13 protein-coding genes are annotated in these 14,901 nt (G+C 41.9%); 6 read left to right on the top strand and 7 right to left on the bottom strand.

Annotation, left to right across the window (positions count from 1 at the left end; all coding sequences use genetic code 11):
- The first annotated feature begins 1 nt into the window (after nucleotide 1).
- Nucleotides 2-2,917: an NHLP bacteriocin export ABC transporter permease/ATPase subunit gene (locus tag V7K89_RS30880; RefSeq protein WP_335194166.1), complete on the top strand. Its 2,916-nt coding sequence runs from the start codon at nucleotides 2-4 to the stop codon at nucleotides 2,915-2,917.
- A 261-nt stretch (nucleotides 2,918-3,178) separates the two neighbouring features.
- Here V7K89_RS30880 and V7K89_RS30875 read toward each other — a convergent pair whose 3' ends face one another.
- Together V7K89_RS30875 and treS are read right to left on the bottom strand one after the other, a co-directional pair.
- Nucleotides 3,179-3,379, bottom strand: coding sequence for a hypothetical protein (locus V7K89_RS30875; protein WP_335194164.1), 201 nt, complete (start codon nucleotides 3,377-3,379; stop codon nucleotides 3,179-3,181).
- A gap of 58 nt (nucleotides 3,380-3,437) precedes the next feature.
- Nucleotides 3,438-6,824, bottom strand: coding sequence for a maltose alpha-D-glucosyltransferase (gene treS / locus V7K89_RS30870; RefSeq protein WP_335194162.1), 3,387 nt, complete (start codon nucleotides 6,822-6,824; stop codon nucleotides 3,438-3,440).
- A 680-nt stretch (nucleotides 6,825-7,504) separates the two neighbouring features.
- Here treS and V7K89_RS30865 point away from each other — a divergent pair.
- Nucleotides 7,505-7,837, top strand: coding sequence for a PIN domain-containing protein (locus V7K89_RS30865; RefSeq protein ID WP_335194160.1), 333 nt, complete (start codon nucleotides 7,505-7,507; stop codon nucleotides 7,835-7,837).
- A gap of 14 nt (nucleotides 7,838-7,851) precedes the next feature.
- Here the strand turns inward: V7K89_RS30865 and aroH are convergent, their stop codons facing one another.
- From aroH to V7K89_RS30850, 3 genes are all read right to left on the bottom strand, one after another.
- Entirely contained in the window at nucleotides 7,852-8,265 is a 414-nt protein-coding gene (aroH, locus tag V7K89_RS30860; RefSeq protein WP_335194158.1) for a chorismate mutase, read from the bottom strand.
- Nucleotides 8,266-8,393: 128 nt separating this feature from the next.
- The gene (gene sppA, locus V7K89_RS30855) at nucleotides 8,394-9,215 is read right to left on the bottom strand and encodes a signal peptide peptidase SppA (RefSeq protein ID WP_335194156.1); all 822 of its coding nucleotides are present in this window, start codon (nucleotides 9,213-9,215) and stop codon (nucleotides 8,394-8,396) included.
- Nucleotides 9,216-9,765: 550 nt separating this feature from the next.
- Complete coding sequence (locus V7K89_RS30850; protein ID WP_335194154.1) at nucleotides 9,766-10,062, bottom strand: hypothetical protein; 297 nt, start codon at nucleotides 10,060-10,062, stop codon at nucleotides 9,766-9,768.
- A 479-nt stretch (nucleotides 10,063-10,541) separates the two neighbouring features.
- On the opposite strand from V7K89_RS30850, the gene V7K89_RS30845 reads away from it, so the two are divergent.
- The 4 genes from V7K89_RS30845 (at nucleotide 10,542) to plsY (ending at nucleotide 13,975) form a co-directional block, all read left to right on the top strand.
- Nucleotides 10,542-11,336: an MlaE family lipid ABC transporter permease subunit gene (locus V7K89_RS30845; RefSeq protein WP_335194152.1), complete on the top strand. Its 795-nt coding sequence runs from the start codon at nucleotides 10,542-10,544 to the stop codon at nucleotides 11,334-11,336.
- Between the two features lie 92 nt (nucleotides 11,337-11,428).
- Complete coding sequence (locus tag V7K89_RS30840; protein WP_335194148.1) at nucleotides 11,429-11,815, top strand: DUF3119 family protein; 387 nt, start codon at nucleotides 11,429-11,431, stop codon at nucleotides 11,813-11,815.
- Nucleotides 11,816-11,942: 127 nt separating this feature from the next.
- A complete protein-coding gene (locus V7K89_RS30835; protein ID WP_335194146.1) occupies nucleotides 11,943-13,217 on the top strand; it encodes a DUF3086 domain-containing protein in 1,275 nt (424 codons plus the stop codon).
- 77 nt (nucleotides 13,218-13,294) lie between these two features.
- Nucleotides 13,295-13,975, top strand: a complete 681-nt coding sequence (plsY, locus tag V7K89_RS30830) for a glycerol-3-phosphate 1-O-acyltransferase PlsY (RefSeq protein WP_335194144.1) — start codon at nucleotides 13,295-13,297, stop codon at nucleotides 13,973-13,975.
- A gap of 81 nt (nucleotides 13,976-14,056) precedes the next feature.
- On the opposite strand, the gene V7K89_RS30825 is transcribed toward plsY, so the two are convergent.
- Nucleotides 14,057-14,323 (bottom strand): hypothetical protein, encoded by a 267-nt coding sequence (locus tag V7K89_RS30825; RefSeq protein ID WP_335194142.1) that lies wholly within the window; start codon nucleotides 14,321-14,323, stop codon nucleotides 14,057-14,059.
- Nucleotides 14,324-14,386: 63 nt separating this feature from the next.
- Nucleotides 14,387-14,626, bottom strand: coding sequence for a hypothetical protein (locus V7K89_RS30820; RefSeq protein WP_335194140.1), 240 nt, complete (start codon nucleotides 14,624-14,626; stop codon nucleotides 14,387-14,389).
- Nucleotides 14,627-14,901: the final 275 nt, after the last annotated feature.

The raw sequence follows: 14,901 nt of genomic DNA, 5'->3' as shown, positions 1-14,901 counted from the left end.
TATGGTCATCAACCAAATCAGGGGCAAAGACTTACAGGGGAAATTATACAGCTTTAAGGGAAATGAACCAATACTGTTAGACGACCCGCAGACAATTTGGGTTGTGCAGTCTGGCTCTGTAGCGTTGTTTGCTGTCACAGTTAAAAATGGTATCACCGAAGGAACTCGCCGTTATTTGTTCACTGGCAATCCCGAAGAGGCACTTTTTGGAACGGCTTTTGACTGTATTCATCAGCACCGCCGACTCTTAGCAGTGCCGATGGGAGAAACAGAATTACTGAAGGTAGACTGGGAATATTTTGAGGAGTTAGTTGTTGATGGGGATACCAGAATAGTTGCTTTGGTGGAGGGTTGGCTCCAACAAATAGATGCTACACTTTCCCATATTGCCACCCCAGCAATTCAAATCCGGGCTGTGGGAGAAGCGCGATTTTCTCTAATTGATGGTCAAATTCTCCAGCCTGAACCTGATGCGATCGCCTGGGTGAAAATTCAGCAAGGAAATGTTCACTTTCTGGGATTTGAGGAACTGACTCTAGATGCGTCAGCAGAAATTTTTCCCCTCAGCCAGGGGATGTGGTTAGAAGCCGTGGGGGAGGTTCAGCTTGCCACTCAAACCACAAACGCCATCTGCAACCCAGATACCCTGCTTGGGGGGCTGTCCCAGCTTCATACTCAACTACTGCAATGGATCAACTTCCTAGAACAGCAAGAAGCTCATGAAGAAGTGCAACGGTTGACTGAGCGGGTACGTCTCAATCGTCAGGTGACAGCAGAGGCTCTAGGCGAACTAGCATCTTCCTTGGGAACTCAAGAAGCAACCTTTTTCTTGGAAGGCACGCCGTTGTTAGTTGTTGCCGGTGCTGTGGGCAGGTCTTTGGGTGTGAAAATTCGTTCCCCTGCTAAGTCAGAGAACCTCAAGCGGGTGAAGGAGCCATTGGAGGCAATTGTTAGAGCTTCGCGGTTAAGGATGCGACGGATTTTATTGCGGGACAACTGGTGGGAAAAGGACTGTGGCCCTTTGGTTGCTTATACCCAAGAGGACAACCGACCGATGGCACTCCTACCGGTTAGTGCTACTTGCTACGAAATCTTTGACCCAAGCGATCGCACTCGTCTGACTGTAGATGCCCTTATTGCCTCGACACTAGCGCCCGTTGCTTATATGTTTTATCGGTCTTTGCCCGATAAAGTTCTCAATGCTAGTGATTTATTTCGGTTCGCACTTAAGAATCGTGGTAGGGATATACTAATCATTTTTTTGACTGGTATTGCCGCTACACTGCTGGGTATGCTCACACCCCACGCCACTGCCATTTTAATTGACAACGCCATTCCAGATAGCGATCGGGGGCTGTTGCTACAAGTTGGTTTGGGGTTGCTGGTTGCAGCTTTTGGGATGGCACTGTTTCGGCTGGCTCAAGGATTCGCACTTTTGCGGGTGGAAACAATTTCAGATGCCTCTACTCAAGCTGCTGTGTGGGATCGGCTACTAAACCTACCAGTATCCTTTTTCCGGCAGTACACCACAGGGGATCTTCAGTCCCGTGTGACATCGATTAGTACAATCCGTCGCCTACTAAGTGGCACAACTTTAATCACTCTGATCACTGGTCTGTTCTCATTATTGAACTTGTTGCTCTTGTTTTACTACAGTTGGAAATTAGCTTTAGTTGCTGTGGCTGTAGCAGTAGTTGTTATAAGTGTAACGGCTCTGTCGGGGATGCTCCTCGTCCGTAAAATTCGTCCACTGTTGGAAATAAAAGGAAATATCTTTGGGCAGACGGTGCAGCTAATCAATGGCATTTCTAAACTACGTGTCGCTGGGGCCCAGGAGCGCGGTTTCGCTTCTTGGAGTAAAAATTACAGTCGGCAAATAAAACTAGAACTCAGTACCCAGAACGTTGAAGACGGTGTGGCACTTTTCAATACAGTCATGCCCACGCTAACTTCTGGTATCCTCTTTTGGTTTACTATCCAACAGCTTGAATCAGCCCAGACTACAGGTGCGATCGGACTGACGATTGGGACTTTCCTGGCTTTTAACAGTGCGTTTGGTACTTTTATTAAAGGTGCCACAGACGTAAGCAATACAGTTATCGGCGCTTTGCAAGTCATTCCCCAGTGGAAACGCGCCCAACCAATTTTAGAAACCATCCCGGAAGTGGATTTGTGCAAAGCTGATCCTGGTAAGCTCATGGGTAGAATTGCTGTGGATTATGTCACGTTTCGCTACCGCCAAGATGGGCCTCTGACCCTGGAAGATATCAGTCTCCATGCGGAGCCTGGGGAGTTTATTGCGCTTGTAGGCGGTTCTGGAAGCGGTAAATCTACTATATTCAGATTGCTACTAGGGTTTGAGGCTCCTGAAGATGGCACTATCTATTATGATGGTCAAGATTTGTCTGGATTGGATGTTGAGGCAGTACGGCGACAGTTAGGTGTCGTTGTGCAAAATGGCCAGATTATGTCAGCTTCTATTTTCGACAATATTGCTAGCGGCGCTCAGATTACACTCGATGAAGCCTGGGAGGCAGCACGTATGTCTGGATTTGCTGACGATGTAGCAGCCATGCCCATGTCTATGCATACTGTAATTAGTGAAGGAGGTGGCAATCTGTCTGGAGGACAACGACAGCGGCTGTTGATTGCTCGTGCTTTGGCTTTAAAACCCCGCATTTTATTATTTGATGAGGCTACCAGTGCACTCGATAATAGAACCCAGGCGATTGTTAGTGAAAGTTTAGATAAGTTACAAGTTACCAGAATTGTGATCGCTCATCGGCTTAGTACTATCCGTAACGCTAACTGTATTTATGTACTCCAAGCAGGTAGAGTTGTCCAACAAGGAACTTTTCAGGAGCTAGCTGTTGCTGAAGGTCTATTTGCCCAATTAATGGCTAGGCAAATGGCCTAGTTCCAGATTTCTTACTTGTGAGAAATCCGGGATCAGTTATCAGTCATCAGACAACAAGTTTGTTTTGGTACAAGCCCCTTAATTTATAAAGGTTAGAACAAAATGTTTTCATTATTAAATCCTCTCAATTCATTGATGGGGATTAACTGATAACTGTTTAACTGTTCACTGATAACTGTTAATATCCCACCACCTGAATTTTTACCCAAAAACTGTTGAGAGTATTACAAAACTGTACAAACATAACCATTTAAGGTGAAACTATTTATTTTCCACAATGATAGTTATATCATCTATTTCAGGAGTATAAATAATTCTCTTCACTAGCCATGTTTTGTTTTTTAATTGTACTTCTTCACCTACTCTTGGAATAAATTGTAAGTTATAATACTTACCTAGAAATTCTTCTGCATTCCCTTTCCAAAAAATTGTTTTTGTCAGTTCACCAGTTTTGTTACTCATTTTTCTTCCCCCCTAAAATTATTTTTTTCTTGCGTTTGTTCTTACTAGGAAAAACTGTTTAAGCAGTTTCACTCAGTAATCGCAGAATAAATTGGAGTGGAATTTCTACCCGAGCGGAGCGATTATTTAGTTCATTGCCTAGTGCATCAATCGCTTGCTCTAGAAGATAGGCAAAAAGCAGTACATCTAGTTCTTGTGTTGTCTTTGGCAGGAAAGATTCTTGACTAGCAGTTTCTAAATAAGAATTGAGAAAGCTAGTACTAACCCAGGTATACCAAAACTGTCCCCATTGTTCTATAAGGGGTAAATTTTCAGGTAGGATCATCCCAGATTCTTTTTGATAGCCCAGAGCTTCGTTAACTGCATAGTTGAAAGATAGCAACATTCCTGCTACATCTTGTAGAGGCGATCGCTTTATACGTCGTTCGCTTAAACTGCGATCTGCTTCGCCTTCAAAATCAGGAATAATAAAGTCTTTTCCTGTGTAAAATACTTGCGATAAATGGTAGTTTCCATGATGACGGGTACGCAATGCAGTAATTTTTTGCCCGACAACTAACTGAAAGCGTTCTAAGATTTTCTGTTGGTTATTAAGAACTTCTAATGCTAATGGTTGAGTATCGGTTGGCAAGTATTTTACTCGTTCTTTTAATAACCGAAATACTTGTCCAGTTAAGTTACGTGCATTTTGATATATCGAACGCTGATAAAGTGATGAAAAAGATTCTGGAGCAAAGTCTGAGCTATCTATATTTGTAGCCAACGCTATATGGAATTCAGCTGTGGATTTACCCAACAACTCAACACTTTGCAGGTAAGAAGTGATAGTTGCAATTGCCAATTCTGGAATCTCAATTCTTTGTAAATCCAACAAGTAACCTGATGGCAGAGGCACTTCGATAATAGTGGCGTGTTCTGTGGTCACTAAATCAAAGTACTTTTGCAAACTATCAAGGGTGTAGTCCCAGCCACTGCGGATATCTGAAATAAACTCTTGTAATATGCCTATAGTCGTGGCTTGGGCTGTTTTACTGCCTGCTTTATTTGCACGGCGGTACTCTAAAGCACCAGCTAGGAAAACTGAGTGTTGCAAGCGTTTTTTCTGGTATAGAAAACGCCGGATTTCTAAATCTGGGTGCAAACCCTCCTCAACTTTGCGGAAGAGTTTTAACAACAAGCGATCGCCATAAACTATATAAGTATTGGTTTCTTCTTCTTTATTTAGGACAGTCGGCTCATGATTGGTTAACCCTTGATGCAATTCGGAGAATGAATCAGTAGTAGTGCCAAATAATTCTCCGCTTATCCCTTTATAAGAGTGATGATTAGCGATCGCATCATCTAGCAGTGAGGTGAGAAAGTTCTTGTCTGCTAAAGCATCAAATAAAATTCCAACTTCTTGAGTATTGGGTGGAGCAGTGTCTATTTTGCCTTGCACCCCAAGCCGTGCAATTATAGCTTGCGGTATTTCTGCTAAAAGATGTGTTGCTTGCTCACCTTCTGCATAGGCGAGAAATAACAGATAAGTTTCCTGGTTTCCCTGGCTATAATCTACCTGCAACCAAACAATTTGAGCTATCTGCTGATTATAGGGTAAAGAAATCGCTTCAATGATTTGTACTGATTGTACAGTCTGAGTTTTACCGCCAAACCAGCTACAGGTATAGAGATAATCCCGCAGTGTTGATTCTAGAATGCTTTTTGACTCTCGTTGCCGAATCACATTCTGCCATGAACCATTTACCAGCAGAGTTACTAAATCTGCTTGGGGTTTAGGCTCTTGAGTTGAGCTAAGTTTACGTTGTAAGGTGAACCAGTAAAACCCGTAAGGACTTAAGCTGAGGAAATAGGGCGATTCTGCGATCGCTGGGAATTCAGTGGAACCAAAAATTTCTACTGGTATTAGCCCATTGAAGGTTGATAAATCTAATGCCACCGTTTGCACGTAACGAGATAAATTTGCTACTACCAAGACATCTTCTTCAGAGGTAATCCGGCTGAAGGCAAAAACTTTACGATTATTAGACTGTACCAATTCAAAACGCCCTTCACCCAATGCCGCAAACCGTTTGCGAGTAGCGAGTAAACGTTTCATCCAATACCAAAGAGAATTGCTATTGGTTCGTTGTGCCTCGACGTTGAGTGCTTCGTAGTGATATTCTGAGTCAACGATGACGGGTAGATACAAGCGTTGCGGGTTGGCGCGACTAAAACCAGCGTTGCGGTCAGAACTCCACTGCATAGGTGTGCGAACACCATTGCGATCGCCTAGATAAACGTTATCTCCCATACCAATTTCATCACCGTAGTAAAGTACGGGGGTTCCTGGCAAAGATAACAGTAAACTATTGAGTAACTCAATTTGGCGGCGGTCATTGCCCAAAAGCGGCGCTAATCTGCGGCGGATGCCTAAATTTACCCGCATCATCGGGTCTTGTGCATAGGCCCCATACATAAAATCTCGGTCTTCATCTGTCACCATTTCTAAAGTCAGTTCGTCATGGTTGCGGAGGAACAATGCCCACTGACAGTTATCAGGAATCGATGGTGTTTGCTGGAGAATATCTACAATCGGGAAATTATCTTCCATCCGCACTGCCATAAACAAACGCGGCATTAGGGGAAAATGAAAGTTCATGTGACACTCATCCCCAGCACCGTAATATTGCGCTGCATCTTCAGGCCATTGGTTGGCCTCAGCTAGTAACATTCGGTTAGGAAATTTCGCGTCAATGTGCGATCGCAACTCCTTCAAATACGCATGGGTTTCGGGTAAGTTTTCACAGTTCGTACCTTGCCGTTCGTAGAGATAAGGCACAGCATCCATGCGTAGTCCATCTACACCCATCTCCAACCAAAAATCTAGAACATCAAATACTGCCTCGCGCACCAAGGGATTGTCATAATTCAAATCTGGCTGATGAGAATAGAAACGATGCCAGCAATAAGCTTGGGCAACTGAATCCCAAGTCCAGTTAGATGTCTCAAAATCTTGGAAGATAATTCGCGCTTCTCGGTATTTTTCAGGAGTATCACTCCAAACATAAAAATCTCGCTCCTGACTTCCTTTCGGAGCGCGACGTGCTCTTTGAAACCAAGGATGTTGGTCAGAGGTATGATTAATAATTAACTCAATAATTACACGAATACCGCGCTGATGAGCAGCGCTCAAAAACGCTTTAAAGTCTTCCAACGTGCCATAGATAGGATTGATACTAGTGTAATCGGCAATATCGTAACCATCATCTCTGAGTGGTGAAGGAAAAAAAGGTAACAACCAAATAGCAGTAATACCTAAATCTTGTAAATAGTCTAGTTTTTCTGTCAGCCCTGGAAAATCACCAATACCATCACTATTACTGTCAGCAAATGTCCGAACACCTAGTTCGTAGATAATTGCATTTTTGAACCATAATGAGTCATCTTTCAAGCTGGAGTTTGGCATTCTTTTAAAAAGATATGCGATCGCATATCCAATAGAACTATATTTTTACTTGATACAATTGCTGAGATTATCAGCTTATTTATCTTACACGAGTAATGTTTCCACTTTCTTACTTAAGTAATGAAACTACCAAACGAGCTATATTTAGTCAGAAATAATTATACCAACTGCGTATATACATATAGCAGTTTTCATTTGCATGAAGTATAAAGTTACGGTTTTTGAGGCAGGAGGCAGAAGCTTTTTATATCTGATACTCCCGTCCTGTATTTTGAAATTCACTTCAAAAGCAATCTGTTGTATAATTTTTATTTTAGAGTGGAAAAATGTAACAAAACTTATTGTAGACTATAGCAATCCTAAATGAGATTGTAAAAATTTTTGTTATAGTCGTCTTTTTTAATTACAAATGACAAAGGACAAATGACTAATGACAGCCAACTCAATAATATTTCACAAACATTTAGGACTGCTATATTTCTAACAATGACATTAGTCTATAGGACTCATATTTGATTGCGTGATAAAAACTCAGTACACCTTTATTCCTTCTTAAGAGTCCCCAGTCCCTAGTCTCTATGAGTAATTCAGGAATCAAATCGGATTGCTATATGACTTATTTACTTAATACTGATACTTGCATTTATTAAATTAAAGATATTAATTCAGTCAGAACTAAAGTGAGAGAAATAGGCTGGGAGCAAATTTATATTTGCAGCATTACGGTTACTGATTTATATTTTGGTGCTTATAATTATCAACGAGTAGTCGAAAATTTAACTCGTACAGAAGAATTTATTCAAAACTTACCCGTTATACTTTTAACCGATCCTGCTCTGAGAAAGTATGGTGAATTAAAAACAGAACTCCGTAGAATAGGACAAACTATTGCTGAATTTGATTTACTAATTGCTAGTGTTCCAGTTGCAGACAATTACACTTTAGTAACAAACAATACTCGTCACTACAGCCACATTTCTAATTTACAATTGGAAAACTGGATTTCATCTTAAAAATATTAAGTATTTTACACTTTTGACTTAACTGCTTGCTGTGATGCTTGTAAAGTCTGAGGCAAACTCCAGTCGGGACGCAAGCTAGCAGCGTTGCGTAAATAAATATGATGAATTGAGGCGGAGGTTGGCAGATAAGCGTGAATTAAGAGACGAATACAGCGCTGTAAGCTGCCTTCAACGTGCATTTGCTGCACATCCAACATAGCCACATTATCCCAACCAGGACGCACTCTAGCGATCGCAGCTGGAAAAACTGCATCCAAATCGCGTGTTACTGAAAAAGTCACACTAATGATGTCCCTGAGCTGGAATTGATTCCGGTTTTCTAGTTCATTTAGTAGTTCTGTCACCACTTCTCGGATTGTCTCAACAGTATTTTCTGAAGCGGTTGTTGCTCCGCGAATAGCCCGCATTTGCCAGTCCACGCCAAAATCCTCCTTAAAACACAAAAGTGAGGAGTTAGGAGTTGAGAATGAAAAGTTAAGATTTTTAACTCATAACTTTTCATTCATAACTAAAGGCGGAGCTTCTCCAGCTCCGCTCCTAACTCATATTAGGGTCGATATAACCACAGAGGTAAACCACTAGTAGACATTTCAAATTCTAGCCAATCAATACCAGCCCCGATTCTTGATGAAAACTGACGACTCCCTGGTATAAAACGACTCAATAAAGGTTTACGCTCTTCTAGGGTATAGCAGAGAGTTTTTTCTGGATCAAGACCAACCAGTTCTGCTGTCCAGCGACGAGCATCTTCTTCGGTGCCCAGGCGGTCTACAACACCCAAGGCTAGGGCTTGCTGTCCAGTAAAAATCCGGCCATCGGCGAAACTTTTCACAGCTTCTACTGTTAAAGAACGACCCTCAGCTACCGTTTGGACAAACTGCTGATAACTTGTATCAATCAACTCTTGCAGGATATTTTCTTCTGGTTGAGTCAGTTCCCGGTCAAAAGCCAAAATGTCTTTATAAGGGCCAGACTTAATTACCTGGAAGGAAACACCAATTTTTTCTAACAAGCGTTCCAAGTTATTTCCACGCAGAATCACACCAATGCTACCCGTAATCGTACCTGGGTTAGCGACGATGTGTTCGGCTCCCATGCCGATATAAACTCCTCCAGAAGCCGAAATATTGCCAAAGCTAGCGACAACTTTGATTTTTTCGCGTAAACGCTTTAGGGCACTGTAGATTTCTTGAGAATCTCCAACTGTACCGCCAGGGCTATCAATACGTAGCAATAATGCCGGAAACTTTTTTTCTTCTACAGTTTTCAGCGCTTCTAGGACGCGTTTGCGAGTACCACTGGCGATCGCACCAGTAATTTCGATCCGCGCAATTTGTTTTTTAAACTTGGGCTTAAACGGCCAAACCATGAGCTGTCAACATACCTCGTAATAAATTCAATATAAGATGCCCAACGGTCAGACGACCTGCTTTCCTCTGTTAAGAAACATGAGCAGGCATTGTACTCATCAGGATTTTAAGGAAATTTTTATATTTTTCAGTGAGTTTTATTTGATATTCTCAATTAATGCATTAATGCTAATCAAATCCTTAAAAATTGCAATTAACACAAAATGCCAAACTCTAGTTTAGCGTTAACGTGATGATTTAGAAAGGCTATTTTAGTTATTTTGCCAAATTCAGAGTTCTCAATGCCTTGTATTTCTGGCTTTTTGAATGCTTAAGGACTGGTTTACTACGGTCGCGCACGTTTACTAGTTGTCAGTAATTAATAACTAATAACTAATGAATATATAAATATTTAATCAATCACTTCGACAGTTAATTTAATTAATAAAAATCCATTTAGCAACACTAATCTCTAGTTAAGTTAAGATCAGTAGTACTTTCACTCTTGGAAATATCACTTTTCCTGTCTTCTATAGCCCAATAATCTCCTGATGAAGCTATTTTTACTACTTAAGAATTTATACGTAAAATTTGATACTTATAGTAGACAAACATATCAAACAGTGCCCCAACAAAACTACAGGTCAAGCTAATTACAAATAATCCGCGTAGGGGAGTTCCACTGCCGAAGGTGGCGAGAAAATGCATAATCTCAGTTGTGATCGCCTCAGTTAACTCTTGTAAGCCAGGGAAGTGACCAATGAGGGATAGAAAGAGGAATCCGCCGCCAACAAAAAACATGGGAACGACAAAACTAAAAATGATTGTAAGTACTAAGGAGCGGAGAAAGTTAGTAAAAATAGTCATTTAAGACAAACTCCGTGAGTAGAGATGACAAAAGCAAGATAGTGGTTTGTCATTTTCTAGAATACGGGCGATCGCTCCAAAGCAGCCAATCTGTCAAAAATCTTAAGTTTTCATTAAAATAAACCGCTAGTAGTTACAGCTCATGCTGAGGATATAAAAAGCAACTGAAATCTACAAAAACCCTGTAAAATGGAGGTTATAGCCAAGCTTACTACTTGTTTATTGCTTTGCAACATGTTTAATAACAGCTTCATTTTCTGAGAGCATTTTTAATCTAAGTTAATACTCAGCCTTCTTGGAGGAGCAGGGGAACAAAGGAGTAGAGGAGAAGTTGCAGTAAGTTTTTCCCCTCTGCCTCTTTGCCTCTTGTGCCCAATGCTCCATCCCCCATTACCCCTTATCCCCAGAGGGAACCCCACCTTCCCCATTCCCCATGACTTCCGCTATTCTTAAGGCAGTTACGAGTTAGCTACAGAACATTGAACCAGACTACATCCAAATCCAGTTTAGAGGAATGGAGTCAGCGGCTGCTGGCAGCGATTTTTCTGGGTGGACAAGTACTAGTTCACCTATTGAAAGGCAAAATCCATCGGCGCAACACTTTAGAACAAATGGCAGCAGTTGGGCCGGATTCCCTATTTATTGCTCTATTTACCGCTATTTTCGTTGGCGCGGTGTTTACCATTCAGGTGGCGCGGGAATTTATCAACTTTGGCGCCGGAAACGTTATCGGCGGAGTGCTTTCTGTAGCTTTGACACGAGAACTTTCTCCCGTGTTGACAGCAGTGGTTTTGGCAGGACGAGTTGGTTCTGCCTTTGCAGCAGAAATCGGTACTATGCGAGTCTCAGAACAAATTGATGCCATGTTGATGTTGAGAACAGATCCAATCGATTACCTAGTTATCCCCCGCGTCCTTGCTTGCTGTTTAATGTTACCAATTTTAACCGTTCTGTCTTTGGTGACAGGGATGTTCGGAGGATTCATCATTGCGACAAATATCTACAACCTGTCTGATACGGTATTTTTAGACTCAGCCCGTAACTTTCTTGGTCTCTGGGATATTTTTAGCGCCATGATTAAAGCCTGTTGTTTTGGCATTTTAATTGCTGTAATTGGTTGCAGTTGGGGGTTAACGACAACAGGAGGTGCCAAAGGTGTAGGACAGTCAACTACAACTGCTGTTGTGACTGCCTTGCTGATTATATTTGTTAGCAACTTCTTTCTTTCTTGGTTAATGTTTCAGGGGACTGGCAGTGCATTCACAGGGCTATAAAACTGATGAGTTAGGAGTGAGGAATTTTAACTCCTAACTCCTGACTCCTAAAATAGGAAAGATGCCTACTAAACAAAGCAGGATTTAAGACTGTGACCAGTTCATTTATTTCTAACTCCACATCAACTGTGGAACTCAAGCCTAGTTACAATATACCCATAGTGTTGGTGATTGCCGCGATTCCACTACTATTGGTACAACCTTGGGTAGGCTCCGTTTTCATGCTGTTTGGTTTGTTTCTGATGTTTCAGGCGTTAACGCTGCGTTTGCAATTTACCGCTACCGACTTAGATATTTACAGAGGCGAAAAATTGATTCGGCGCTTTCCCTACCAAGAATGGCAAAACTGGCGGATATTTTGGAATAGAGTCCCTATCTTGTTTTACTTTAAAGAAATTAAAAGTATTCACTTTTTGCCGATTTTATTTGACCCCAACACCTTGAAAACTTGCTTAGAACAACGTTGTCCGCGTATTTAGTGCTGAGTTTTGAGTCATTTTCATATAGACTCAGAACTCAGCACTCATGCTCAGGACTTTTATGGCAGGTCAATTGTAATATTTCTAAAAGCTATTTATTCGCGTCATAGGAACTACACTATTATTTATGAACTCAGAGGCATCTCAAACCCCAGAACCAATTGATGAGCGGTTGGCAGAAAAACCAGAAGAGAACAATGTAGTTGAACATCCAGTCAATCCATCAGTTGAGTCAGTAGTAGATACAAAAGCCATTAGCTCATCAGAGGACTACACAACTTTTGAGCCACTCATTTCCAATGCAGAAGTGGTAGATTCTACAGTAGAGCTAACAGAAAATTCAAATGGCGAGTTTGTCGTGCAGTTAGAAGCGGAAAATGTTGCCCTGGGGTCTGAAATAGGATCGGGAAATCATTCATTATATGCAGAAGCAGAGCAGCGAGTGGCAGAGTTGCAGAGTGCTGAAGTAGCTCTCAAGTCAGAAATAGCCAAGCTGCAAGCTTCTTACGAAAAGCTTCAAACACAGGTAAGTGAAACTCAAACCTCACTGGGGCGACTTGTGCAAGAGTCGCTAGTACAGTTAGAACAACGCAAACAAACCCTGCAAATTTCTGTAGAACAATTAGAACGCCGTCAAGAACGTATCCGCAATGAGATGCGAACGACTTTTGCTGGTACATCCCAAGACTTGGCAATTCGGGTACAGGGTTTTAAAGACTATCTCACAGGTAGTTTACAAGATTTGGCTTCTGCCGCCGAGCAGTTGCAACTAACGCCAAGTGTGGTGGAACGAGAAAAACCAGCTGTAAAAGAGGCTAAACCAGCTGAACCCCAACCTGGAATACCCCAATTTGCCCAACAGCAGTTTCAAGATACTACAAAGCAAATTCGCCGCCTAATTGACCAATATCGTAATAAACCAGATTACTACGGCCCACCGTGGCAACTACGCCGTACTTTTGAACCAATCCACGCTGAACGAATCTCCAACTGGTTCTTTACCCAAGGAGGAAGGGGTGGTTTGCGGACAATGGGTAGCCGCTTACAAAATATTCTGATTGCCTCAGCTGCAATTTCGATATTACACAAGCTCTATGGCGATCGCGTCCGTACTTTAGTCTTAGCTAATACACCAGAGCGATTAGGTGAATGGCGGCGCGGCTTGCAAGATTGTCTGGGAATCGGTCGCCCAGATTTCGGCCCAGACCGGGGTGTAGTATTATTTGAGGCATCTGACGCTCTTGCTCAAAAAGCAGACCGATTGACGAAAGCCAATCAACTGCCCTTGATTATTATTGATGATTCCGAAGAACAAATCAGTCTGTCACTGCTGCAATTTCCTCTGTGGTTAGCCTTTGCGCCTGACCCCAAAATAGTGAGAAACTATGATGATGACTTTTAAATGAGTCATTAGTCATTGATCATTGGTCAAGGGTAATACCTCTTGACTTTTTTGAATTTTGAATTTTGAATTTTATTATGGCTATTTGGTTAACTCTGTGCGGAGCAATTGTGGTCATAGCTTACCTGCTGGGTTCTTTTCCCACTGGCTACATTGCTGTCAAGCAGTTAAAAGGTATTGATATTCGAGAAGTTGGTTCAGGTTCTACTGGCGCAACTAATGTATTAAGAACCTTAGGCAAAGGACCAGGAGCATTGGTTTTAGTACTTGATTCCTTAAAGGGAGTATTAGCGATCGCTCTAGTTTATTGGTTGTTCAACTTTGAACCAATTCAAAATTATATCCCTCTAACGGTAGATGTACAACTGTGGCAGCCGTGGCTAGTAATAATATCTGGATTAGCTGCCATCCTGGGACATAGTAAATCAATTTTTTTGGGCTTTACCGGTGGTAAATCTGTTGCTATCAGCTTAGGGATTTTGTTGGCAATGAGTTGGCAGGTAGGTTTAGCAACAGCGGGTGTGTTTGCTGTCGTTGTGGCGATATCGCGGATTGTCTCTTTAAGTTCAATTGCAGGTGCGATCGCAGTTTCCATTTTTATGGTACTTTTTCATCAACCTTTACCCTATATTCTGTTTGGGATTGCCGGTGGGTTGTATGTGATTTTGCGCCATCGCACTAATATTGAACGACTGTTTGCGGGAACGGAGCCAAAAATTGGGCAACCTGTAGCGACAGAACCCGAACAAACTGCATGATAGGGAAGTGGGAGCCTAACTCAAAACTCTTCTTGAGGAAGCAAAGAGGATTGGAGGAGAGCTTCTAAAGAACTACTGTATTCATGTTTTAGGCTCACGAACGCTGCCTTTAATTAAACGGTGGAAAAGGCGGCAAGGCCACAAAAAAGCTCCACAAACACTGACTGAGGCAATGGCGGCCACAACTCGCAAACTTGAACTAGACCCGGTGTCAGATTTTGAAGGATGAGCTTGTGTGTTTTTAGCTAATTCTGGCATTGAATGAGATAGCTGACTAGCTGTACTCACCCCTTCAATCGCTGCTCCAATTAGATAAGCTACTAGGGCAACTACTAGCCAGTTATTCATAATATTCCACTGTTTGAACTTTGAGCGTATGCTTGGCAGCGAGCAATTATTTGATTTTTCGGACTAATGATTGCCGCCTTGTTCTAAAGATAATCGACCCTCAGCCGTATCACGAATCAGAGGCAGTTTAGATTTTATATAAGTATCGAGAGTGCTATCTGTCTGGGCATCAAGACCTTGCTTCGCTTGTAACTGCTGGAGAAGCAATTGTACTAAAGCAGCATCGTCAAACTGGAGCAGGGTGCTGACCTGAGTAGACTCAATTACAGCCCAAAGCTGTTGCATCATTTTGGCAGTGACCATGAGTCTGTACACCTCTTAAGCTTTTCTTTATGTTTACACAGATTTAGAGTTTGTGGTCAGTTTTTATTTGAAGATTTATAAAGACATAGGCTAAAAATGCCTGAGTTGGTTAAATCAGTTAAGTTATAGCGATACACTTTATCTTAACCGTGCCATCTAAAGAAATGAAACTGCCCAAAGGCGAATGGCACTAAGAAAAGCTCTAAGCCATGCAGGATAAGTGGTACAGATTTTAAAGCTATTGAACAGTGAAGGTCTTGGTATGGGACAGGCGA

Source organism: Nostoc sp., from assembly GCF_036917515.1.
Taxonomy (GTDB): domain Bacteria; phylum Cyanobacteriota; class Cyanobacteriia; order Cyanobacteriales; family Nostocaceae; genus Nostoc.
This window is presented reverse-complemented; position numbering and strand designations above follow the sequence as displayed.